Consider the following 22480-nt stretch of genomic DNA (forward strand, 5'->3'; position numbering starts at 1 on the left):
TCCGACTCCACCCGCACCCGCACCGGCCGACTCCCGAAAGGCAGACCTGATCACCGTGACGGCGATAGAGAGCTTCACCGGCGACGCGAACCCCTACGGCGGCGGCGACCCGTACGCGGACTACCGCACCGCCGACTTCCCCTTCACCCGGTACGCCGATCTCGCCGACCGGCAGCTCGGAGCCGGAGTCGTCGCCGCCAACGACGAGTTCTTCGCCCAGCGCGAGAACCTGCTGGTGCCCGGACCCGCCGAGTTCGACCCGGAGCACTTCGGGCACAAGGGCAAGGTCATGGACGGCTGGGAGACCCGCCGCCGCCGCGGCGCCTCCGCCGACCACCCGTGGCCGACCGCCGAGGACCACGACTGGGCCCTCGTCCGCCTCGGCGCGCCCGGGGTGGTCCGGGGCATCGTCGTCGACACGGCCCACTTCCGCGGCAACTACCCGCAGGCCGTGTCGGTCGAGGGCGCCTCGGTGCCGGGCTCGCCGTCCCCCGAGGAACTCCTCGGCGACCACGTGAAGTGGACGACGCTGGTCCCGCGCACGCCGGTGGGCGGCCACGCGGCAAACGGTTTCTCCGTCTCGGTGGAGCAGCGCTTCACCCACCTGCGGGTCAACCAGCACCCCGACGGCGGCATCGCCCGCCTGCGCGTGCACGGGGAGGTCGTGCCCGACCCCGAATGGCTGACGGTGCTCGGCACCTTCGACGTCGTCGCCCTGGAGAACGGCGGCCGCGCCGAGGACGCCTCCAACCTCTTCTACTCGCCGGCGAGCAACACCATCCAGCCGGGCCGCTCCCGCAAGATGGACGACGGCTGGGAGACCCGCCGCCGCCGCGACCGGGGCAACGACTGGATCCGCTACCGCCTGGCGGCCCAGGCGCGGATCCGCGCGCTGGAGATCGACACGGCCTACCTGAAGGGCAACAGCGCCGGCTGGGCCTCGGTGTCGGTCAAGGACGGCGAGAGCGGCGAGTGGACGGAGATCCTCCAGCGCACCCGTCTCCAGCCCGACACCAACCACCGCTTCGTCCTGCCGGACCCGGCGGTCGGCACGCACGCGCGCGTGGACATCCATCCCGACGGCGGCATCTCCCGCCTGCGCCTGTTCGGCTCCCTCACGGAAGCGGGCACGGCGGCGCTGACGGCCCGCCACCAGGAGCTCGGCGGCTGAACCGACCGCCGCCGCCACCACTGTGAACACCTCGGGCGGGAAGGGGCGTTGACAGTGGTGGCGACGCGACGGCACTCCCGCCCTCCCGCGAGAGCATCGCCCGGTCCCGGTCCCGGTCCCGGTCCCGGTCCGGAGCCCGGTCCGGAGCCCGGTCCGGAGCCCGAGCCCGATCCCTATGCCGCGTGACCGCCGTCCACGGCGAACTCGGCGCCCGTGACGTAGGCGGCCCCCGCCAGGTGCGCGACCGTCGCGGCCACCTCCTGCGCCGTGCCGAAGCGGCCCAGCGCGGTCATCGTCGCCTGACCCGCCGCGTACGGGCCGTCGGCCGGGTTCATGTCCGTGTCGATCGGGCCGGGGTGGACGAGGTTCGCCGTGATCCCGCGCGGGCCCAGCTCCCGGGCGAGGGCCTTGGTCAGACCGATCAGGGCCGACTTGCTCATCGCGTACAGGGTCCCGCCGGGGCCGGGCACCCGCTGGGTCATACAGGTGCCGATCGTGATGATCCGTCCGCCGTCCGCCATCCGCCCGGCGGCCGCCTGCGAGGCCAGGAACACCCCGCGCACGTTCACGGCGAGCACCCGGTCGACGTCGGAGAGGTCGAGCCCCTCCAGTGGTCCGAGGACGCCGACGCCCGCGTTGTTCACCAGCACGTCGAGGCCGCCCAGCGCCCGGACCGTACGGTCCACCGCCCCGGCCGCCTCCCCGGGGTCCGCCGAGTCCGCGCGCAGGGCCACCGCCCGCCGCCCCAGCGCCTCCACGGCCGCTACGACGTCCGCGGCCGCCTCCTTGCCGTTCACGTAGGTCACCGCCACGTCCGCGCCCTCGCGGGCCAGTCGCAGCGCGGTGGCCGCTCCGATGCCGCGGCTGCCGCCGGTCACGAGGACCACCTTGCCGTTCAGGGTCTTGTCGGTCGTTGTCATGGGTCCATCCCAGCGGCCGGCGCCCCCGTGCGCTGGCGGCGAACGGACGTCGAGTGTGGGCCGCAGCAGAGCGGAACTCTTTCCTCCGCCTCCCGCGTTCTCGTCGTGTGACCCTTCAGCAAGAAATCGTCGGCAACGCCATGCAGATGGCGGTCGTCAATCTGTCCCCCGGCCAGACCGTGTACTGCGAGGCCGGAAAGTTCCTGTTCAAGACGGTCGACGTGACCATGGAGACCCGTCTGGGCGGCCCCTCCGGCAGCAGCAGCGGCGGCGGCAGCGGCGGGCAACCGCAGGGCGGCCCGTCCGGCGGCGGCAGGGGCGGCATGCTGCGCCAGGCCATGGGCACGGCCATGCAGGTCGGCCAGCGCGCCCTCGCGGGCGAGTCGCTGGCGTTCCAGTACTTCACCGCCCAGGGCGGCGAGGGCACGGTCGGCTTCGCGGGCGTGCTCCCCGGCGAGATGCGCGCCCTGGAGCTGGACGGCACGCGCGCGTGGTTCGCCGAGAAGGACGCGTTCGTGGCCGCCGAGTCCACCGTCGACTTCGGCATCGCCTTCCAGGGCGGCCGCACCGGCATGAAGGGCGGCGAGGGCTTCGTTCTGGAGAAGTTCACCGGCCGCGGCACGGTGATCATCGCGGGGGCCGGCAACTTCATCGACCTCGACCCGGCCGACTTCGGGGGCCGTATCGAGGTCGACACCGGCTGTGTGGTCGCCTTCGAGGAGGGCATTCGGTACGGCGTCCAGCGCGTCGGCGATCTCAACCGCCAGGGGGTCATGAACGCGGTGTTCGGCGGCGAGGGCCTGTCCCTGGCCACCCTGGAGGGCAGCGGCCGCGTCATCCTCCAGTCCCTCACCATCGAGAGTCTCGCCAACGCCCTGAGGAAGGCCCAGGGCGGCGACAAGCAGGGGCCGACCGGCGGACTGTTCTCGACGAACGCCGGCTGAACCGATGAGTTGCGGGTGCCCGTGGGGTCTGAGCTGATGAAAACAGGCCCCACAGCAGAAAGCAGGCACTCGCCATGGGCAAGTTGGTCTCCACCGTCTTCGTCACCCTCGACGGCGTCTACCAGGCCCCCGGCGGCCCCGACGAGGACACCCGCGGCGGCTTCGAACACGGCGGCTGGAGCTTCCCGTACGGCGACGAGGACTTCGGCCGCTTCGTCTCCGGAGTCTTCGGCGACGTCGGCGGGTTCCTCCTCGGCCGGCGCACGTACGAGATCTTCGCCGGGTTCTGGCCGAAGGTCACCGATCCGGCCGACCCGGTCGCGGCCAAGCTGAACGCGCTGCCGAAGTACGTGGCCTCCACGACCCTCACCGATCCCTCCTGGGAGGGCACCACCGTGCTCCGCGGCGACGATCTCGCCAAGGAGGTCACCGCCCTCAAGGAGCGCACCGACGGCGAGCTCCAGGTGCACGGCAGCGGCGCGCTGCTCCGGTCGCTGTTCGCGCTGGACCTCGTGGACACCGTCCATCTGCTGACGTTCCCGGTGGTGCTGGGCTCCGGCCTCCGCCTGTTCGCCGAGGGCGCGCTGCCCACGGCGTTCCGGCACGCCGGCGGCCTGATCACCGCGGCGGGCGTCTCCGTCCAGACGTACGACCTCGAAGGCCGTCCGCGCTACGGCTCGTACGCACTCCCGGACAACGGCTAGCCGCGGGGTGGCTCCCGGCGGCCCGGCCGGACGTGCCTCGCCCCGCGGCCTGGAGACGTGGGGGGTCCGCGGGGCGAGGGTCTGTGGATCGGACGGGCGAACGGTGTCGGTCAGCAGCCGTAGTTGATCAGGTTGAAGGTGACGTAGTGGTCCGCGGTGTAGTAGTCCTCGGCGGACTTCTTCCCGGTCACGATGCGGCGCGCGCCGCGTGTCGACGAGCCCGGCGTCTTCACCGTGTACTCGTGGTAGTAGCCGGTGGTCTGGCTGGGCAGGACGCCTTCCCGGTTCTGGAAGACGGCTCCGTCCTGCGAGTACGGGAACGGCCCGCCGGCATCGATCAGTTCGAGCGTGTCGTACGCCTGGGAGGGCAGCTTCGTGTAGCAGACGCTGCCGACGGCGGCGTGGGCCGTGGTGGCGGAGACGGCGCCGCCGACGAGGAGGGCGGACAGGACGGCCGCCGAGGTGACAGTACGAGTGATCCGTGGGGGGAATCTCATGGCCTCATGATGACGCGCGTAGACAGTGTCATGTCAATGACAAGGCAGGGGAATTTGCCTTCGGGTCCGAGAAGTTTTCACGGCGTTAACCGGAGTCCGGCGCCCTCCGCTCAGCCCGGCTTCCGGCTCTCCGCGGCGGCGAACAGGGCGAACGCCAGCACGATGAGCGCCACGCTCGCGTAGACCTCGTAGCCGTCGAGGAGGCCGAGGCGCTGCACGAGGCCCACGTGCCAGCGGGTGAACTCGTGCAGCAGGCCCAAGGCGCCCTGCACCAGGGCGAGAAATCCGAGTACTCCCAGCAGTTCCTTCATGCTGGTGACCCTCGCCCCGCGGAACCCCGCGGACCATCGGCCGCCGGGCGGGAGCTGTGCGGCGGAAGGCTGCGGATCGGCGGTCCGGCCGCGCCGAAAGTAGGCGGCGCCGTGACTTGGGTCGGTCGTTCCCGGTCTTCGGTAGCGGATGCGTCCACGGGGAGGTGTGGCAGGCCCGCGCTGCGTAGATTTGTCGACCATGAGGGCGGACGACAACACGGCACCGGCGGCACCCGGGTTCACGGGACGTCGGTGGCTGCTGCCGTCGGCCGTGGTCGCGGAACTCGCCCCGGACGCCGGGCACCCCGGCCGGCCGCACCGGCGCACCGCGCGCGACTGGATCGTCGACTTCCTCTGTTTCCTCGTGGCCGTGGCCGTCGGCCTGACGGTCGCGGACTCCTTCCCCGGCGAACGGGACCTCCCCGAGGTCGTCGCCGCGGCCGACCAGCTCCTGGGCGCCCTCGCCTGCGCGGCGGTCTGGCTGCGCCGCCGGTGGCCCCTCGGCCTGGCGATCGCGATGGTCCCCCTCGGCTTCCTGTCGACCACCTCGGCCGGCGCCTGCACGGTCGCCCTCTTCACCCTCGCCGTGCACCGGCCGTTCCGGTACGTGGCCTGGGTGGGCGGCGCCCAGGTGGCCCTGATCCCGCTGCTGGCCTGGGCCCGCCCGGACCCCACCCTGGCGTACCTGCCGTCGGTGGCGTGGAGCGTGCTGTTCACCGTCACGGCCATCGGCTGGGGCATGTTCGTCCGGTCCAGGCGGCAGCTGATGGTGAGCCTGCGCGACCGCGCCCGGCGCGCCGAGACGGAGGCCCGGCTGCGCGCCGAGCAGGCCCAGCGGCTGGCCCGTGAGGCCATCGCCCGGGAGATGCACGACGTGCTCGCGCACCGGCTGACCCTGCTCAGCGTGCACGCGGGCGCGCTGGAGTTCCGTCCGGACGCGCCCCGCGAGGAGGTCGCGCGGGCGGCCGGCGTCATCCGCGAGAGCGCCCACGAGGCCCTCCAGGACCTACGGGAGATCATCGGCGTCCTGCGGGCCGCCGAACCGGACGACGCCGGCCGCCCCCAGCCGACACTGGCCGCCCTGGACACGCTGGTCGCCGAGTCCCGCGAGGCCGGCATGAAGGTCACCCTCGACCAGCGGGTCACCGACGCCGGAGCCGTCCCCGCCTCCGTCGGCCGCACCGCCTACCGCATCGCCCAGGAGTGCCTCACCAACGCCCGCAAGCACGCCCCGGGCGCGGAGGTCGCGGTCACCGTCGTCGGCGGCCCCGGCGAGGGCCTCGACGTGACCGTGCGCAACCCGGCCCCCGAGGGCGACGTACCGCCCGTTCCCGGCTCCGGCCAGGGCCTGATCGGCCTGACCGAACGGGCCACCCTGACCGGGGGCCGACTGGAGCACGGGACGTGGGGGGACGGGGGATTCGAGGTACGGGCGTGGCTGCCGTGGCCGGCGACGCCCTGACGGGGGCCGGGCGTGGCCGACACCCGTCGGCTCGTTCGTCGCGAACCGTGAACTCGCCCGCCCGCAACCGTGATTACGTAAGGTCCATGACTGCGATCAGACTCCTCCTCGTCGACGACGATCCCCTGGTGCGGGCCGGTCTGGCTTTCATGATGGGGGGCGCCGACGACATCGAGATCGTCGGTGAGGCCGCCGACGGGAGCGAGGTCGAGGGGCTCGTGGAGCGCACCCGCCCCGATGTGGTCCTGATGGACATCCGGATGCCGACCGTGGACGGACTCACCGCCACGGAACGGCTGCGCGGACGTGAGGACGCCCCGCAGGTCGTGGTGCTCACCACCTTCCACGCCGACGAACAGGTGCTGCGTGCGCTGCGCGCGGGTGCCGCCGGGTTCGTCCTCAAGGACACCCCGCCCGTCGAGATCCTCGACGCCGTGCGCCGGGTGGCGGCCGGTGACCCCGTCCTGTCGCCCACGGTCACCCGGCAGCTGATGGACCACGCGGCCGGTACCGCGGCCGACACGAGGCGCCCGCACGCGCGCGTGCGTCTCGCGGCCCTCGGCGAGCGCGAACGCGAGGTGGCCGTCGCGGTCGGCCGGGGGCTGTCCAACGCGGACATCGCCGCCGAGCTGTTCATGAGCGTCGCCACCGTGAAGGCCCACGTCTCCCGGGTGCTGGCCAAGCTCGGCCTCAACAACCGGGTGCAGATCGCCCTGCTGGCGTATGACGCGGGGCTCCTCGAAGAAGGGGCGGACGGGCCCGGGTGACGAGCCGCGAAGCCGGGCGGCACGGCGGGCACCGGGCGGGCGTCCCGCTCGTTGTACGCGTGACGGGACGGGGAGGGACATGACCGACGTGATCGACCTGGGGGAGTTCGGCGACGACTTCCGGAGGAACCCGCATCCGGTCTACGCCCGACTGCGCGAGCGCGGCCCGGTGCACCGGGTGCGGCTGCCCGTGCCCGACGCACACCATGTGACCTGGCTCGTCGTGGGGCACGAGGAGGCGCGCGCGGCGCTCGCCGACCCCCGGCCGGCCAAGGACTCCGAACGGATCGGCGTCACGTTCCTCGACGAGCAGCTGATCGGCAAGCACCTGCTGACCGCGGACCCGCCGCGGCACACGCGCCTGCGCGCGCTGGTCTCCCGCGCCTTCACCGTGCGCCGCGTGGAGGAACTGCGGCCCAGGATCCAGCGGATCACCGATCACCTGCTCGACGCGATGCTGCCGCACGGCCGCGCCGACCTCGTGGAGTCGCTCGCCCACCCCCTGCCCCTGACGGTCATCTGCGAGCTCCTCGGGGTCCCGGAGGTCGACCGCACGGCGTTCCGCAAGCTGTCGGGCGAGGCCGTCGCGCCCACCAGCTCGGAGACCGAGTACGACGCGTTCGTACGGCTGGGCACGTACCTCACCGAGCTGATCGAGGACAAACGGTGCGCCGGGCCGAGCGGCGACCTGCTGGACGACCTGATCCGCACCACCGCGCAGGACGGCGACCGGCTCTCGCCCGCCGAGCTGCGCGGCATGGCGTTCATCCTCCTCATCGCCGGACACGAGACCACCGTCAACCTGATCACCAACGCGGTCCACGCCCTGCTCACCCACCCGGATCAGCTGGCCGCCCTGCGCGCCGACATGACCCTCCTCGACGGCACCGTCGAGGAGGCCCTGCGCTACGAGGGGCCGGTGGAGAACGCCACGTACCGGTTCGCCGCCGAACCGCTGGAGATCGCCGGCACGTCCGTCGCCCAGGGCGAGGCGGTGATGATCGGCCTGACCGCGGCCGACCGCGACCCGGGGCGCTGTCCGGCCCCCGACGACTTCGACATCCGCCGGGACAGCCGGGGCCACCTGGCGTTCGGGCACGGCATCCACTACTGCCTGGGCGCCCCGCTGGCCCGCCTGGAGGCGCGCACGGCGATACGGACCCTGCTCGACCGCACCCCCGCCCTGGCCCTCGACGGCCCACCCGGCGACTGGCTCCCCGGCCCCCTGATGCGCGGAATGCGCAGCCTTCCGGTGCGCTGGTAGAACGGCCGGAACGGCGGCCGCCCCACCCCATGTGCCGACCGGGCCCCGGCGTTCTCGAGACCGGTCCTGGTCAGCCCGCCGCGGAAGTCACCGGGATCTCCTCGAGCCACACCGCTCTGCGGTCTCGCCGGGACACCTCGCAGGCCTCGGCGATCCGGAGGGCCTCGAGCGCCTCGCGGCCGTCGCAGGGGTTGGCCCGCTCGCCCCGCACCACGTCCACGAAGGCGTTCAGCTCCGCCGCGTAGGCGGGCTCGAACCGCTCCAGGAACCCGGTCCACGGTTTGTCCGCGGCCGGTGGACCGGTGGGTTCGGTGGACGCGATCGGGGTGCGGTCGTCCAGGCCCACGACGATCTGGTCGAGCTCCCCGGCCAGTTCCATGCGGACGTCGTAGCCCGCCCCGTTCAGCCGCGTCGCCGTCGCCGTGGCGAGGGTGCCGTCGTCGAGGGTGAGGACCGCGGCCGCCGTGTCCACGTCTCCCGCCTCGCGGAACATCGCGGGCCCGGCGTCGGAGCCGGCGGCGTACACCTCCGTCACCTCGCGGCCGGTCACCCAGCGCAGACAGTCGAAGTCGTGCAGGAGCGCGTCCCGGTAGATCCCGCCGGACACCGGCAGCCAGGCGGCCGGCGGCGCCGACTGGTCGGACGTCAGCGCCCGTACGGTGTGCAGCCGCCCGAGCCGCCCCGAGAGCACCGCCTCCCGGGCCCCTGTGTAGCCCGCGTCGAAGCGGCGCTGGAAGCCCATGTGAAGGATCGTTCCGGCGGTCTCGACCTCGGCGATCGCCTGTAACGTGCCCGCCAGATCCAGGGCGATCGGCTTCTCGCAGAAGACCGGGAGCCCGGAGCGTGCTGCCCGACCGATCAGTTCGGCGTGGGCCGACGTGGCCGTCGTGATCACCACGGCGTCCACGCCCCAGCGGAAGATCTCGTCCACCCCCGGGGCGGCCGTCTCGCCCAGCCGATGCGCGAGCTCCTGGGCCCGCGCGTGGTCCGCGTCCGTCAGGATCAGGGATCCGACCTCGCGGTGACGGCTGAGTGTGTTCGCATGAATGGTGCCTATGCGGCCCGTCCCGATGACCCCGATGCGCATGAGACAAAGGTGCGTTGCAGGCCGGGCGCTGTCAATGCGTATGTCCGGACAACCGAACTACACAACTTCCCGTCAACCGGTCGCGGAGCTACGCTCGGGCCGTGCCGAAACCAGAAGTGGACCCGACCGTGCAGCTAGAACTACGTGTGGACCGAAGTTCTCCGGTGCCGTTGTACTTCCAGCTCGCCCAGCAGCTGGAGGCCGCGATCGAGCACGGATCGCTCACCCCCGGCAGCCTCCTGGGCAACGAGATCGAGCTCGCCGCCCGGCTCGGCCTGTCCCGGCCGACCGTCCGCCAGGCGATCCAGTCGCTCGTCGACAAGGGCCTGCTGGTCCGTCGCAGGGGCGTCGGTACGCAGGTCGTGCACAGTCAGGTCAAGCGCCCGCTGGAGCTCAGCAGCCTCTACGACGACCTGGAGGCCGCCGGGCAGCGTCCGGCGACGACGGTGCTGGTCAACACGGTCGTACCGGCGTCGGCGGAAGTCGCGGCCGCGCTCGCGGTGGCCGAGGGCAGCGACGTGCACCGGGTGGAGCGGCTGCGCCTGGCGCACGGGGAGCCGATGGCGTACCTGTGCAACCACCTGCCCTCCGGCCTGCTCGACCTGGACACCGGGCAGCTCCAGGCCACCGGCCTCTACCGGCTGATGCGGTCCGCCGGGATCACCCTGCACAGCGCCCGCCAGTCGATCGGGGCCCGCGCCGCCACCACCGCCGAGGCCGAGCGGCTCGCCGAGGAGGAGGGTGCCCCGCTGCTGACGATGCAGCGCACGACCTTCGACGACACCGGCCGGGCGGTGGAGTTCGGCGACCACATCTACCGGCCGACCCGCTACTCCTTCGAGTTCCAGCTGCTCGTACGCCCCTGAGACCCGTCTGTGCGATCGGCCCGCCTTGGTCGCATTGTCCAGACAATGTGACCGGATGTCCGGACAAGGTGAGTGATGGGCGGTCCCCGGCCTGAATGTGTGTGATCCCTGTGTTCGATAATGGGGCGTTTGTGTCCGGTGAGAGGTCACCGGGTGCGGGCGTTCGACGGAACACAGCAAGAAGGGCACCGCCTCGTGGCACGCGCGCCGGCAGCCTCAGCACGGTCCTCTACGCGTCCTCGACGATCGGCATCATGGCCGTCCCGGTCGCGCTGCTGATGATCGGCGGCGAGTTCGACCTGTCGGCCGGGGTCATGGTCACGTCCTCGGCGCTGATCTCGTCGATGTCCAGCTATCAGACGACGGCGAACGTCTGGGTGGGCGTCGGCGTGTCCCTGCTGGTCACCCTCGCCATGGGCGCCTTCAACGGCTTCATGCTCACCCGTACGAAGCTGCCCAGCTTCATCATCACGCTGGGCACCTTCCTGATGCTGACCGGCATCAACCTCGGCTTCACCAAGCTGATCGACGGCACGGTGTCGACGAAGACCGTCGCGGACATGGAGGGCTTCCGGTCCGCCCGGGACGTCTTCGCCTCCACCCTCACGATCGGCGGCGTCGACTTCAAGGTCACCATCCTGTAATGCCCGCGCCGTTGTCGCCCAGGACGCAGGTGATCTCCCCCGCGAGGCCCTCCAGGCCGCGCCGACGCGCGGCCGCACCGGGCGCGACCGGCCAGGACGCGCCCGGGCACGGCAGGGACCGCCCGCCCCCGCCGCCGCCCCGCTCGGCACCCGGGGGGAGGGTGAGGCAGAATCGGCGGCGATGAGCACCTACGGCAACTTCACCGCCCCCATCGGCTCCCGCCGCGCCCCCGCACTCCGCACGGTGGGCACGAGGGAGCGCCGATCGCACCTCACCGCACCCCGAGTGCCGACGGTCGGCATCGACATCGGTGGCACCAAGGTGATGGCGGGGGTCGTCGACGCCGACGGCAACATCCTGGAGAAGGTCCGCACGGAGACGCCGGACAAGTCCAAGAGCCCGAAGGTCGTGGAGGACACGATCGTCGAGCTGGTCCTGGACCTGTCCGACCGCCACGACGTGCACGCGGTCGGCGTCGGCGCGGCGGGGTGGGTGGACGCGGACCGCAACCGCGTCCTGTTCGCGCCCCATCTGTCGTGGCGCAACGAACCGCTGCGCGACCGCCTCTCCAGCCGTCTCGCGGTTCCCGTCCTGGTGGACAACGACGCCAACACCGCCGCCTGGGCGGAGTGGCGTTTCGGCGCGGGCCGCGGCGAGGACCACCTCGTCATGATCACCCTCGGTACCGGCATCGGCGGCGCGATCCTGGAGGACGGCCAGGTCAAGCGCGGCAAGTACGGCGTCGCCGGGGAGTTCGGCCATATGCAGGTCGTGCCCGGCGGCCACCGCTGCCCGTGCGGCAACCGCGGCTGCTGGGAGCAGTACAGCTCGGGCAACGCGCTGGTCCGGGAGGCCCGCGAACTGGCCGCCGCCGACTCCCCGGTGGCGTACGGGATCATCGAGCACGTCAAGGGCAACATCGGCGACATCACCGGCCCGATGATCACCGAGCTGGCCCGCGAGGGCGACGCCATGTGCATCGAGCTGCTCCAGGACATCGGCCAGTGGCTCGGCGTCGGCATCGCCAACCTGGCCGCCGCCCTCGACCCGTCCTGCTTCGTGATCGGCGGCGGCGTCTCGGCCGCCGACGACCTGCTGATCAGCCCCGCGCGGGACGCGTTCAAGCGCCAGCTCACGGGTCGCGGCTACCGCCCCGAGGCCCGTATCGTCCGCGCCCAGCTGGGCCCCGAGGCCGGTATGGTCGGCGCGGCCGACCTGGCCCGCCTGGTCGCCCGCCGCTTCCGGCGCGCCAAGCGCCGCCGCGTGGAGCGCTACGAGCGCTTCGAACGGTTCACCGAGGCCGCCCGTCGTACCCAGGACACGGCGTGACCGCCGTACCGCCCCGCCCCCAGGACACCGCATGACCACCGCACCACCCCGCATGACCACCGCACCACCCCGCACGACCGACGCACCGACCCGCACGACCCGGGACACCGCATGACAGCATCGCTGCCCCGCCAGGGCGCGCCGCCCCCCGACGAGCCGCACCGCCCGCCGGAGGACCGCCGGCACGTGATCCGCCGCAGGGCGCTCACCCTGCTGATCATCGTGCTGCTCATCGGTGTCCCGGCCGGCTATCTGGTGATCTCCGCCAACCAGAGCCGCGACAGCGGCAAGGACAAGGAGGCGAAGTACTCGGCGACCGGCCTGACCGAGGGCTGGCCGTCGAAGGTCCAGCGCCGCCTGTACCAGGTGCCGATCCCGCACCCGTCGAACCAGGTCGCGTACTACGAGACGAACAACTGGAAGACCAGCCGTCTGTACGCGCAGTTCCAGACCACACAGGCCGGACTGGACGAGTTCCTCGCCGGCATCGGCGTCAGCCGGGGCGACCTGAAGAAGGGCGACATCACCATCAGCGCCCGCGATCAGGAGGTCACGGGCTGGAAGTTCACGGGCCCCGGCTCGCGCCCCGGTGACGACTTCGGCATCGTCCACGAACAGAAGAACCCCAAGCCGACGCTGGACGTGGTGGTGAACACCGGCAACGCGATCTACCCCTTCGTCTACGTGGTCTCCCGCACGGTCCCCTGACCCCTCCCGCCCCGACCGGAACGCCGTGACCCGGCCGGCCGCCGGGACCGATTGTCAGACCCCGCCCGTAGAGTCGAAGACGACTGATCCGACATGCGGGCGGGAGGTGGACACAAGGCATGAGCGTCATGGCCGACGGCACGGCCGCGGCGGAGCCCGGCTCCGTCTCCGTGCGACTCGCCGCCGTCTTCCTGCCCGCGCCCCTCCCGCGCGAGGGCCGCGTCGCCTTCTGGGACCCGGCGGAAGGCCCGCTGCCCACCACCGCGGACGTGGAGCACACGGAGCTCACCGTCGTCCGGCGCCACGGCTCCGCGATCCGCCGCGATCAGACCCCCGCCCTGTCCCTGCCGCTCGACAAGGCGCTCCCGCTGCTCGTGCGGGCCCGCCGCGACCCCGCCGCCCACCCGGCGACCGCCTGCTGGGGCGCGGCCGCGCTGCACGCGCTGCGGCTCACCGCCCGCGGCCGCCTGCTGCCCGGCCTGACACCCTCGGGACACGACGCCTGGCGGGCGGGCCCGCTGGACCCGGAGGACATCGCCCATCTGCGCGCGGTCGCCGCCGCGCTCCCGCACGAGGGCCACGCGGTGCCGCTCCCCGGCGCCGGGCCGCTCCGGCTGCCCCGGCCCGAGGCCCTGATGCGGTCCTTCCTGGACGCCGTGGCGGACACCCTGCCCCGCACCCCGGCCGCGCCGTACGCGTGCGGGAAGCCCTTCGCCGACCGCCGGCCCCAGCGGCTGCCCGGCGCGCACGACTGGGCCGCGGAGGTCGCCGCCGGCATGGACGCGGGCGTGCGGATCTCGCTCCGCCTCGACCTGTCCGCGTACGACATGTTCGACCGGCTCGACGACGGCGAGCGGACGCGCCGGGCGGGCGCCGCGATCGTCCAGGTGCACAGCCTCGCCGACCCCACCCTGATGACCGACGCGGCGGCCCTGTGGGCGGGCGAGGCCGACGCCGCCTTCGGGGCACGCGCACGCGTGGACGCGGCCCTCGCCGTACGGCGCGCGGCCCGCGTCTGGCCGCCGCTCGCCCGGCTCGCCGAACAGGACGCGCCGGACGTCCTGGCCCTGTCCGAGGACGAACTGAGCGATCTGCTCGGGGTGGCGGCCACCCGGCTCGCGGCGACCGGGGTCGCCGTGCACTGGCCGAGGGACCTGGCGCAGGACCTCAGCGCGGCCGCGGTGGTCAGGACCGCGCCCGGCTCGGCGACCGACGGCACCGGCTTCTTCGAGAGCGAGGAGCTGCTCCAGTTCCGCTGGCAGCTGGCGCTCGGCGGCGACCCGCTCAGCGAGGCCGAGATGGACACCCTGGCGGAGGCCCACCGCCCGGTGGTCCGGCTCCGTGACCAGTGGGTCCTGGTCGACCCGGCGCTCGTGCGCAAGGCCCGCAAGCGGGAACTGGGCCTGCTCGACCCGGTCGACGCCCTGTCCGTCGCCCTCAGCGGTACCGCGGAGGTCGACGGCGAGAGCGTCGAGGCGGTCCCCGTCGGCGCCCTGGCCGCCCTGCGCGACCGCCTCACCAGCGGCGTGCACCCCGCCGATCCGCCCGCCGGTCTGCACGCCACCCTGCGCGACTACCAGCTGCGCGGCCTGGCCTGGCTGGACCTCATGACCTCGCTCGGCCTCGGCGGCTGCCTCGCCGACGACATGGGCCTCGGCAAGACGATCACCGTCATCGCCCTGCATCTGAAGCGCGCCCGCACCGAACCGACCCTGGTGGTCTGCCCGGCCTCCCTCATGGGCAACTGGCAGCGCGAGATCAACCGCTTCGCGCCCGGCGTCCCGGTCCGCCGCTTCCACGGCCCCGACCGCAGCCTGGCGGACCTCGGCGGCGGCTTCGTCCTCACCACGTACGGCACGATGCGCTCGGCGGCGCCCACCCTGGCCGGGCAGCCCTGGGGCATGGTCGTCGCGGACGAGGCCCAGCACGTGAAGAACCCCTACTCGGCGACGGCGAAGGCCCTGCGCACCATCCCGACACCCGCGCGCGTGGCCCTGACCGGCACCCCCGTCGAGAACAACCTCTCCGAGCTCTGGGCCCTGCTCGACTGGACGACACCGGGACTCCTCGGCCCCCTGAAGTCCTTCCGTGCCCGGCACGCGCGCGCGGTCGAGAACGGCGAGGACGACCAGGCGGTGGAGCGCCTGGCCCGGCTGGTCCGCCCGTTCCTCCTGCGCCGCAAGAAGTCCGACCCCGGCATCGTGCCCGAGCTGCCGCCCAAGACCGAGACCGACCACCCGGTCCCGCTCACCCGCGAACAGGCCGCGCTGTACGAGGCGGTGGTGCGGGAGTCGCTGCTGGCCATCGAGACGGCGGACGGCATCGCCCGGCGCGGCCTGGTGCTGAAGCTGCTGGGCGCGCTCAAGCAGATCTGCGACCACCCGGCCCTGTACCTCAAGGAGGAGACCGCCTCCGTCGGCGACGCCCTGGCCGCCCGCTCCGGCAAACTCGCCCTGCTGGACGAGCTGCTGGACACCCTGCTCGCCGAGGACGGCTCGGCCCTCGTCTTCACGCAGTACGTCGGCATGGCCCGCCTGATCACCGCCCACCTCACCGCCCGCGCGGTCCCGGTCGACCTGCTGCACGGCGGCACCCCGATCCCCGAGCGGGAGCGGATGGTGGACCGCTTCCAGGCCGGTGCGACCCCGGTCCTCGTCCTCTCCCTGAAGGCCGCCGGCACCGGCCTCAACCTCACCCGCGCGGGCCATGTCGTCCACTTCGACCGCTGGTGGAACCCCGCGGTGGAGGAACAGGCCACCGACCGCGCCTACCGCATCGGCCAGACCCAGCCGGTCCAGGTGCACCGCCTCATCACCGAGGGCACGGTCGAGGACCGCATCGCCGAGATGCTCCAGGCGAAGCGCGCCCTGGCCGACGCGATCCTCGGCTCCGGCGAGTCGGCACTCACCGAACTCACGGACCGTGAACTGTCCGACCTGGTCAGGCTGCGGAGGGAGGCGTGATGGGCGAGACGGAGAAGACCGAGACCACTGCCGAGACGGCTGCCGACACCGCGGCCGGGACCGCCGCTGCCGTCACGGCCGGGGAGCGACGGGAGAAGACCGCCGGCCCGGCCGACGAGGCACGCCGAGCCCTGCGGGCGGCTCGGGAGCGCTCGCAGGAACAGGAGCCGATGCAGGGACCGTCGCACGGGCCGACGCAGGCACCGTCGCACGGGCCGAGGCAGGCACCGTCGCACGAGTCCACGGTGCGGCCCGGAAGCCCCGCCTCCAGGCCCGGCGACGCGGCCCGCGCGGCCCTGCGGCGCGGGGCGGAACCCGTGCCCGCGAAGGACACCGCGCCCGTGGTGGACTCGACCCCCGCGGAAGCCGCCCCGGTCGCCGACGCAGCTTCCACCGTGGCCCCCGCCGCGCCCGCGGCGGACACCGCGCCCGTGGCGGACTCGACCCCCGCGGGAGCCACCCCGGCCGCCGACGCCGTAGTGGCCCCCGCCCACCCGGCGGAGGCCTTGCCGGCGGTGCCCTCGTCGGTCGATGCTCCGCCGGCGGCCGCCGAGCCGCGCGCCCCGCAGGCCGGCACCGGCTCGCGCCCCGGGGACATCGCCCGGGAGGCCCTGCGCGCCGCCCGCGCGGAGGCACGGCAGAGCCCGGCCGAGACCCGGACGCGGGCAGGCCGCGGGACCCCGCGCGGCGACGCCGGCCCCCGCACCGACGCACGCCCCACCGGCGCACGCGCCACCGAAGCCCGGCGACACCGCGCCGCACATGACCAGGTCGCCGACGAACGAGCGCGTGTCGTACGGGAGTTGCTCGCGGACGCCTTCCGGATGCCGTCGGAGGAGACTGCCGAGGCCGCCCCTGTGGCCGAGTCCGACCCTGAGGCCGAGACCGCCCCCAAGGCCGAGACCGCCCCCGGCAACGCGACGGCGACCGACGGAAGTTCAGCCGAAGGGGCACCCTCCGCGACACTCCCGACTCTCCTCGGAAGCGCACCTTCCCCGCCTCCCGAACCGTCCCGTAGCCCCCGCTCCATGGCCGCCCCCGCACGGGACGGCGAACACCGCCGCACCTTCCCCGCCTTCCCGCCGCGCACCGGCGGATCCTTCGCCGGGACCTGGTGGGGCAACGCCTGGGTCGCCGCGCTGGAGGAGGGCGCCCTCGACGCCAAGCGCCTGGCCCGCGGGCGCGGTTACGCGGAGCAGGGAAACGTGGACGCCATCACCGTGACCCCCGGGCTCGTGCTGGCGTATGTGCAGGGCAGCCGTCCCCGCCCCTACCGCGTACAGGTGCGGCTGCGCACCCTCGGCGGCGAGGACTGGGAGCGCTTCCTGGAAGCGGCCGTCGAGCGCCCCGGGCACATCGCCGCGCTGCTCGACAAGGAGATGCCCGAGTCCCTCGCCGAGTGCGGGGTGCCGCTGCTGCCCGGCCCCGGTGACCTCGAGCCGCAGTGCAGCTGCCCCGACCGCGGTCACCCCTGCAAGCACGCGGCCGCCCTCTGCTACCAGACCGCGCGGCTGCTCGACGCCGACCCGTTCGTGCTGCTCCTGCTGCGCGGCCGGGGCGAACGCGAGGTGCTCGACACGCTGTCCCGCCGTAACGCCACCCGCGCGGCCCGCGCCGCCCAGGAACAGGAACCGGAACCCCTGCCGGGCGTACGGGCCGCCGAAGCCCTCGCCGAGCGCCGGCTCCCGCCGCTGCCCGCCCCGCTGCCCGTGCCCCCGCACCCCGAGCAGCCCCCCGCCTACCCGTCCGCGCCGAACGGCCCCGACTCCTTCGCGCTGGACCACCTCGCGACCGACGCGGCCGCCCGTGCCCACGCCCTGCTGGTCACCGGCCAGGACGAGATCGGCGAACTGACCCTCTGGCGGGACGCCGTACGGCTCGCCGCGTCCCGCCCCGGGTCCGGGCTCACCGTCACCACCCGCGCCCTCTACGCCGCGCTCGCCTCCGCCGCCGGCCGCACCCCCGTCGAACTGGCCCGCGCGGTGGCCGCCTGGCGGCAGGGCGGGCCGGACGGGCTCACCGTCCTGGAGGAGACCTGGGACCCGCCGGCGGGCCGCTTCGACCGGGCCCGGCCGCTCCTCCTCGCCGCCGACCTCCCGGCCTTCCGCCCGCGCCGCAACCACCTCACCCACCCCCGGGGCCATGTCCAACTCCGCTTCGGCCGCGACGGGTTGTGGTACGCGTACGAGTCCGAACCGGGCCACGACGACTGGTGGCCACGCGGCACCCCAGACCCGGACCCGGTGGGCGCGCTGACCGGTCTCGGCGGCTCGGACGAGCTCTGACCCGCCCTGACCCGCCCGCCGGGTGACCGCCGCTCGCGACCGCCCCAACTCCCCGGATCCTCCCCCCACTTCTCCGCCCGCCTCGTACGATGGCGCCCGTGACTGTCGACGACCACCGCCACGCCCCGCGGTACCGCGCGCTGCTCTCGCGCGGCTGTTGTTGATCCTCACCTCACCCCTCTCCGCCCTCCTGCCGTGGACGCGCCGCGCCTTCTGACGCCCTGATCGCGTCCCGGTTCAGGCACCCCACCCCCGGAAAGGCAGGCCCATGCCCATGTCTCCCACGCCCGAATCCGCCTACGACCGCCGCAGACTGCACCAGTGGCTGGCCGGCGAGGCCCGCGCCGACGGTGTCTCCCGGCGCGATCTGCTCCGCCTCGTCGCCGCCGCCGGACTCGCCACCGCCGTGGCCCCCGCGTTCTCCGCGCCGGCCGCCGCAGCGACGTCACCCGGAATCGTCAAGGCGCTCCCCGACGACTGGTTCACCGTCCGGGGCACCAACGCCGAGACGAAGTTCGCGTCCCTCGCCGGGACCGGCTACCACACCCCCGTCGACCACTTCTTCGTCCGCAACCACACCTCCACCCCCGTGCTCGACGCCGCCGACTGGACCCTCACCGTCCATGGCGACGGCCTCACCCACGCCACCCCGGTCGAGTTCACCCTCGACGACCTGAGGAAGTTCCCCTCGGTCACCCGCACGGCGTTCGTGGAGTGCGCGGGCAACGGCCGCAGCTTCTTCACCTCCCAGCAGGGCCAGACCGTCACCGGCACGGCGTGGACGCTGGGCGCGATCGGCACCGCGCGCTGGCGCGGGGTCCGCCTCGCCGACGTCCTGCGGCGGGCGGGGCTCGCCCGCGACGCGGTCGACGTCCTGCCGCGCGGCCTCGACCCCGACTACGTCACCGCCGACGGCACCGACCTCGGCCGGGTCCGCCGGCCCCTGCCGGTCTCCAAGGCGCTCGACGACGTCCTCCTCGCGTACGAGATGAACGGCGAGCCGCTGCCGTACGACCACGGCTTCCCCGTACGCGTCCTGGTGCCGAACTGGATCGGCATCGCGTCGATCAAGTGGGTCGGTGACATCGAGGTGTCCGCGCAGCCCCTCTACTCGCCCTGGAACACCGACTTCTACCGGCTGTTCGGCAGCGCCCACCCCGAAGGCGGCAGCGCCCCGCTGACCCGGCAGACCGTCAAGAGCGCCTGGGAGCTGCCCTGGGACGCGAGCCTCGGGGCGGGTGCCGTGCACCGTCTGACCGGACGCTCCTGGTCCGGCGCCGGGGCCGTCGTACGTGTCGACGTCAGTACCGACGGAGGGACCAGCTGGCGGCGCGCCCGGCTGCACGACGCCCCTCGCCGCGCGGGCTGGGTCCGCTGGTCCACCGACTGGCACCCGTCGGCCCCGGGCGGGTACACCCTGCTGGCCCGGGCCACCGACAGCACCGGCCGCACCCAGCCCGAGACGACCGTCCCGAACACACAGGGCTATCTGTTCGACGCCGTGGTCCGGCACCCCGTACGGGCGGTGTGAGGGGCGCGTACGGCAGGACGGTCCGGCGCAGAGCAGGTCGTCCGGAGTCCCTCGGGTGGCCGGCGGCGATGCGGTCCGCAGCCGGCCGGCCGGCTGGGCTCGGGTGGGGCAGCCGCCGTTCGGCGTCGCCCGAGTCGGCGCCGGACGACGGACCGGCGTCGTCCAGCAGGTCACCGGGGCGAGAGTGTTCGCCGTCGCGCTGCACACCGACGCCGACCGGGCCCAGGTGACCGCACGTGGTGGCGCGGTCGGCGGACGTGGGTGCCGAGGCGGCCACCCCGCAGCCCGAGGTCTTCGACCGCCGGGTGTGGGCCCGGCCCGAGGAGCTTCCCGGTCCGCTGTTCCCGGCGAGCGCCGCTCTGCTCGCCGCCTGGCAGGGGAAGCCCGTACCCGGCGGATGGATTCAGCGCCATGGGCGCGGCGGGCTTCTCGCTCGGTGTCGTCACCGCCGGACAGCTGCTCTACACCACTGTGGAGCAAGGCGCCTACACCACGCACCTGTTGCCCGCGGCACTCCTGGTCGGCACGGGCATCGCCATCGCCCACCCGGCAGCCGTCATGCTCGCCAGCGCGGCTGCGTCCCTCGACGACCAGGGCACCGCGTCGGGCTTCCTGGTGACCTGCCAACAGGCAGGCGGAGCCACGGGGGTCGCGGCGGTGACCGCCATCCGGAGTGTCGCCCCCGGCACCTTCTGGAGCGGCCCGTACAGCCTGTGGGGGTGCTTCGCCTTCGCCGCCGCGTCGCTGCCCGGCTGCCTCCTTCTCCTGCCTCCCGGGGAAGACCCGCGGGAACGGTGCGACGACCCGGGCCCAGCACACCGCGCCCCTCGCGGAACGAACTCGCTGACCCCTCTCGGATCTCCCGGAAGGCACCCGCCGTGGGCCGTACGTCACCTGCGGTCGTCCCTCCGGCGATGGCAGGATGAGTTCTTGTTCACCGGTCGTCGCGAGAGGACGAGACCCGCTAGGTTCGCCCCGGCGACGTGAGTTTTCGTGATGCATGAGAGGGTCATACGGGTGAGCGAGACACCACCGAACACCCTGCAATACCGCTTCGACGGGCCGGAAGACGCTCCGGTCCTGATCCTGGGTCCCTCACTGGGTACGACATGGCACATGTGGGACCGTCAGGTTCCCGAGCTGGCCCAGCAGTGGCGGATCTTCCGTTACGACCTGCCCGGCCACGGCGGCGCCCCTGCCTACCCGGTCGGCTCCGTCTCCGACCTGGCCGGGCGGCTGCTCGCCACCCTCGACGGGCTCGGGGTGCAGCGCTTCGGCTACGCGGGCTGCGCGTTCGGCGGCGCGGTCGGCGTGGAGCTGGCGCTGCGGCACCCGGAGCGGGTCGCCTCCCTCGCGCTGATCGCGGCCTCGCCGCGGTTCGGCACGGCCGACGAGTTCCGGCAGCGGGGCGTGATAGTCCGTACGAACGGCCTCGACCCCATCGCCCGCAGCTCGCCCGACCGCTGGTTCACCAGCGGCTTCGCGGCCGCGCAGCCCGCGATCACCGAGTGGGCCGTGCAGATGGTGCGCACCACCGACCCCGGCTGCTACATAGCGGCCTGCGAGGCGCTCGCCTCCTTCGACGTGCGGGCCGAGATCGGTCTCGTCGGTGTGCCCACGCTGGTCCTCGTCGGCTCGGACGACCAGGTCACCGGCCCCGCCGAGGCGCGCACCCTGGTGGCCGGCATCCCGGACGCCCGGCTGGCCGTCGTACCGGGCGCCTCGCACCTGGTCCCGGTGGAGCAGCCCGCGGCCGTGACAGACCTGCTGGTCCGCCACTTCTCCACCGCCTGGCAGCCCGCCTACGACTCCGGCACCGGGCAGACGGCCGTGCCGGGCATCCCCGTCAGGGCGGTCCCGATCGCGCCCCAGCAGCCTCCGCAGCCGGTGGCCATCGCGGAGATCGCGCCCGCCCCCGTCCTCGAACCGGTGCAGGTCATGGGCCGCCCCGATCCGTACGACGCCGGTCTGAAGGTGCGCCGGGAGGTCCTCGGGGACGCCCATGTGGACCGGGCGCTGTCGCAGGCCGACGACTTCTCCGGGGAGTTCCAGGAGTTCATCACCCGCTATGCCTGGGGCGAGATCTGGGACCGGCCCGGCCTGGACCGGCGCTCCCGCTCCTGCGTCACGCTCACCGCGCTGGTCGCGGGGGGCCACCTGGAGGAGCTCGCCTTCCACATCCGTGCCGCGCTGCGCAACGGCCTCACCCCGGACGAGATCAAGGAGGTGCTGCTCCAGGCGGCCGTCTACTGCGGCGTACCCGCGGCGAACAGCGCGTTCAAGGTGGCGCAGCAGGTCATCCGGGAGGAGACCACCCCCACCGAGTGAGCCCCGCGCAGGACGCGGGGGCAGGATGGATCTCATGACGGCTCTGAAACTCACCAAGAAGTCGCACGCGTGTGTGCGCCTGGAGAAGGACGGGCGCACGCTCGTCCTCGACCCCGGCGGATTCAGCGAGGCGGACGCCGCGGTCGGCGCGGACGCGATCCTGGTCACGCACGAGCACCCGGACCACTTCGACGAGAAGCGGCTGCGGGCGGCCCTGGAGGCCGACCCGGCCGTCGAGCTCTGGACCCTGAGGTCCGTCGCGGAGAAGCTCTCCGCCGCGTTCCCCGGCCGGGTGCACACGGTCGGCCACGGCGACACGTTCACCGCCGCGGGGTTCGACGTCCAGGTCCACGGCGAGCTGCACGCCGTCATCCACCCCGACCTCCCGCGCGTCACCAACGTCGGCTTCCTCGTCGACGAGGGCCGCGTCTTCCACCCCGGAGACGCGCTCACCGTCCCCGAGCACCCGGTGGAAACCCTGCTGGCCCCGGTCCAGGCCCCCTGGAACAAGATCTCCGAGGTCATCGAGTACATCCGCGAGGTCCGGCCGCAGCGCGTCTACGACATCCACGACGCCCTTCTCACCGACCTCGCCCGCCCGATCTACGACACGCACCTGGGCAACCTGGGCGGCGCCGACCACGGCCGGCTGGCGCCGGGGGCCTCCGCGGAGGTCTGAGCGAGGGCGTTGTCGGACC

At 73.5% G+C, this 22480-nt stretch carries 19 protein-coding genes and 1 pseudogene; 16 read left to right on the forward strand and 4 right to left on the reverse strand.

The features are described from left to right. The first annotated feature begins 55 nt into the window (after positions 1 to 55). Entirely contained in the window at positions 56 to 1171 is a 1116-nt protein-coding gene (gene alc / locus G9272_RS35435; protein WP_171400305.1) for an allantoicase, read from the forward strand. A gap of 173 nt (positions 1172 to 1344) precedes the next feature. On the opposite strand, the gene G9272_RS35440 is transcribed toward alc, so the two are convergent. Continuing rightward, on the reverse strand, positions 1345 to 2091 hold the full coding sequence (locus tag G9272_RS35440; RefSeq protein ID WP_171400306.1) for an SDR family oxidoreductase: 747 nt from the start codon (positions 2089 to 2091) through the stop codon (positions 1345 to 1347). A 107-nt stretch (positions 2092 to 2198) separates the two neighbouring features. Between G9272_RS35440 and G9272_RS35445 the strand changes: the two genes are divergently transcribed. Together G9272_RS35445 and G9272_RS35450 are read left to right on the forward strand one after the other, a co-directional pair. Continuing rightward, positions 2199 to 3035 carry an AIM24 family protein gene (locus G9272_RS35445; RefSeq protein ID WP_171400307.1) on the forward strand — a complete coding sequence of 279 codons (837 nt, stop codon included), beginning with the start codon at positions 2199 to 2201 and terminating at the stop codon, positions 3033 to 3035. Positions 3036 to 3109: 74 nt separating this feature from the next. Next, a complete protein-coding gene (locus G9272_RS35450) occupies positions 3110 to 3739 on the forward strand; it encodes a dihydrofolate reductase family protein (protein WP_171400308.1) in 630 nt (209 codons plus the stop codon). Between the two features lie 110 nt (positions 3740 to 3849). Here G9272_RS35450 and G9272_RS35455 read toward each other — a convergent pair whose 3' ends face one another. Both G9272_RS35455 and G9272_RS35460 read right to left on the reverse strand, forming a co-directional pair. Continuing rightward, on the reverse strand, positions 3850 to 4236 hold the full coding sequence (locus tag G9272_RS35455) for a ribonuclease domain-containing protein (RefSeq protein WP_171400309.1): 387 nt from the start codon (positions 4234 to 4236) through the stop codon (positions 3850 to 3852). 110 nt (positions 4237 to 4346) lie between these two features. Beyond that, on the reverse strand, positions 4347 to 4547 hold the full coding sequence (locus tag G9272_RS35460; protein WP_171400310.1) for a hypothetical protein: 201 nt from the start codon (positions 4545 to 4547) through the stop codon (positions 4347 to 4349). Between the two features lie 199 nt (positions 4548 to 4746). Here G9272_RS35460 and G9272_RS35465 point away from each other — a divergent pair, with 199 nt between their 5' ends. The 3 genes from G9272_RS35465 (at position 4747) to G9272_RS35475 (ending at position 8040) form a co-directional block, all read left to right on the forward strand. After that, positions 4747 to 6009: a histidine kinase gene (locus G9272_RS35465; RefSeq protein ID WP_171400311.1), complete on the forward strand. Its 1263-nt coding sequence runs from the start codon at positions 4747 to 4749 to the stop codon at positions 6007 to 6009. Between the two features lie 86 nt (positions 6010 to 6095). Further along, complete coding sequence (locus G9272_RS35470) at positions 6096 to 6776, forward strand: response regulator (RefSeq protein WP_171400312.1); 681 nt, start codon at positions 6096 to 6098, stop codon at positions 6774 to 6776. 79 nt (positions 6777 to 6855) lie between these two features. Continuing rightward, positions 6856 to 8040 (forward strand): cytochrome P450 family protein, encoded by a 1185-nt coding sequence (locus G9272_RS35475; protein WP_171400313.1) that lies wholly within the window; start codon positions 6856 to 6858, stop codon positions 8038 to 8040. A gap of 70 nt (positions 8041 to 8110) precedes the next feature. Here the strand turns inward: G9272_RS35475 and G9272_RS35480 are convergent, their stop codons facing one another. Beyond that, positions 8111 to 9127, reverse strand: coding sequence for a Gfo/Idh/MocA family protein (locus G9272_RS35480; protein WP_171400314.1), 1017 nt, complete (start codon positions 9125 to 9127; stop codon positions 8111 to 8113). Positions 9128 to 9255: 128 nt separating this feature from the next. Between G9272_RS35480 and G9272_RS35485 the strand changes: the two genes are divergently transcribed. The 10 genes and pseudogenes from G9272_RS35485 to G9272_RS35530 all read left to right on the forward strand — a co-directional run bounded on the left by G9272_RS35485 (position 9256) and on the right by G9272_RS35530 (position 22461). After that, positions 9256 to 9993, forward strand: coding sequence for a GntR family transcriptional regulator (locus G9272_RS35485; RefSeq protein ID WP_171402310.1), 738 nt, complete (start codon positions 9256 to 9258; stop codon positions 9991 to 9993). 203 nt (positions 9994 to 10196) lie between these two features. Next, positions 10197 to 10634 (forward strand): annotated as a pseudogene (locus tag G9272_RS35490) (ABC transporter permease subunit); the annotation flags it as partial. A 184-nt stretch (positions 10635 to 10818) separates the two neighbouring features. Further along, positions 10819 to 11967 carry an ROK family glucokinase gene (locus tag G9272_RS35495; RefSeq protein ID WP_171400315.1) on the forward strand — a complete coding sequence of 383 codons (1149 nt, stop codon included), beginning with the start codon at positions 10819 to 10821 and terminating at the stop codon, positions 11965 to 11967. 111 nt (positions 11968 to 12078) lie between these two features. Beyond that, positions 12079 to 12675 carry a sugar kinase gene (locus G9272_RS35500; protein ID WP_171400316.1) on the forward strand — a complete coding sequence of 199 codons (597 nt, stop codon included), beginning with the start codon at positions 12079 to 12081 and terminating at the stop codon, positions 12673 to 12675. A gap of 128 nt (positions 12676 to 12803) precedes the next feature. After that, the gene (locus tag G9272_RS35505) at positions 12804 to 15638 is read left to right on the forward strand and encodes a DEAD/DEAH box helicase (protein ID WP_171402311.1); all 2835 of its coding nucleotides are present in this window, start codon (positions 12804 to 12806) and stop codon (positions 15636 to 15638) included. Beyond that, positions 15638 to 17923, forward strand: a complete 2286-nt coding sequence (locus tag G9272_RS35510) for an SWIM zinc finger family protein (RefSeq protein ID WP_171400317.1) — start codon at positions 15638 to 15640, stop codon at positions 17921 to 17923. The genes G9272_RS35505 and G9272_RS35510 overlap by 1 nt, the downstream gene beginning before the upstream one ends. Before the next feature lie 268 nt (positions 17924 to 18191). Beyond that, positions 18192 to 19454, forward strand: coding sequence for a sulfite oxidase (locus G9272_RS35515; RefSeq protein WP_171400318.1), 1263 nt, complete (start codon positions 18192 to 18194; stop codon positions 19452 to 19454). A 411-nt stretch (positions 19455 to 19865) separates the two neighbouring features. Beyond that, the gene (locus G9272_RS35520) at positions 19866 to 20441 is read left to right on the forward strand and encodes a hypothetical protein (protein WP_171400319.1); all 576 of its coding nucleotides are present in this window, start codon (positions 19866 to 19868) and stop codon (positions 20439 to 20441) included. Between the two features lie 30 nt (positions 20442 to 20471). Continuing rightward, entirely contained in the window at positions 20472 to 21782 is a 1311-nt protein-coding gene (gene pcaDC / locus G9272_RS35525; RefSeq protein WP_171400320.1) for a bifunctional 3-oxoadipate enol-lactonase/4-carboxymuconolactone decarboxylase PcaDC, read from the forward strand. 43 nt (positions 21783 to 21825) lie between these two features. Beyond that, entirely contained in the window at positions 21826 to 22461 is a 636-nt protein-coding gene (locus tag G9272_RS35530) for an MBL fold metallo-hydrolase (RefSeq protein WP_171402312.1), read from the forward strand. Positions 22462 to 22480 lie beyond the last annotated feature (19 nt).

It is taken from the genome of Streptomyces asoensis, from assembly GCF_013085465.1.
Taxonomy (GTDB): Bacteria; Actinomycetota; Actinomycetes; order Streptomycetales; family Streptomycetaceae; genus Streptomyces; species Streptomyces cacaoi_A.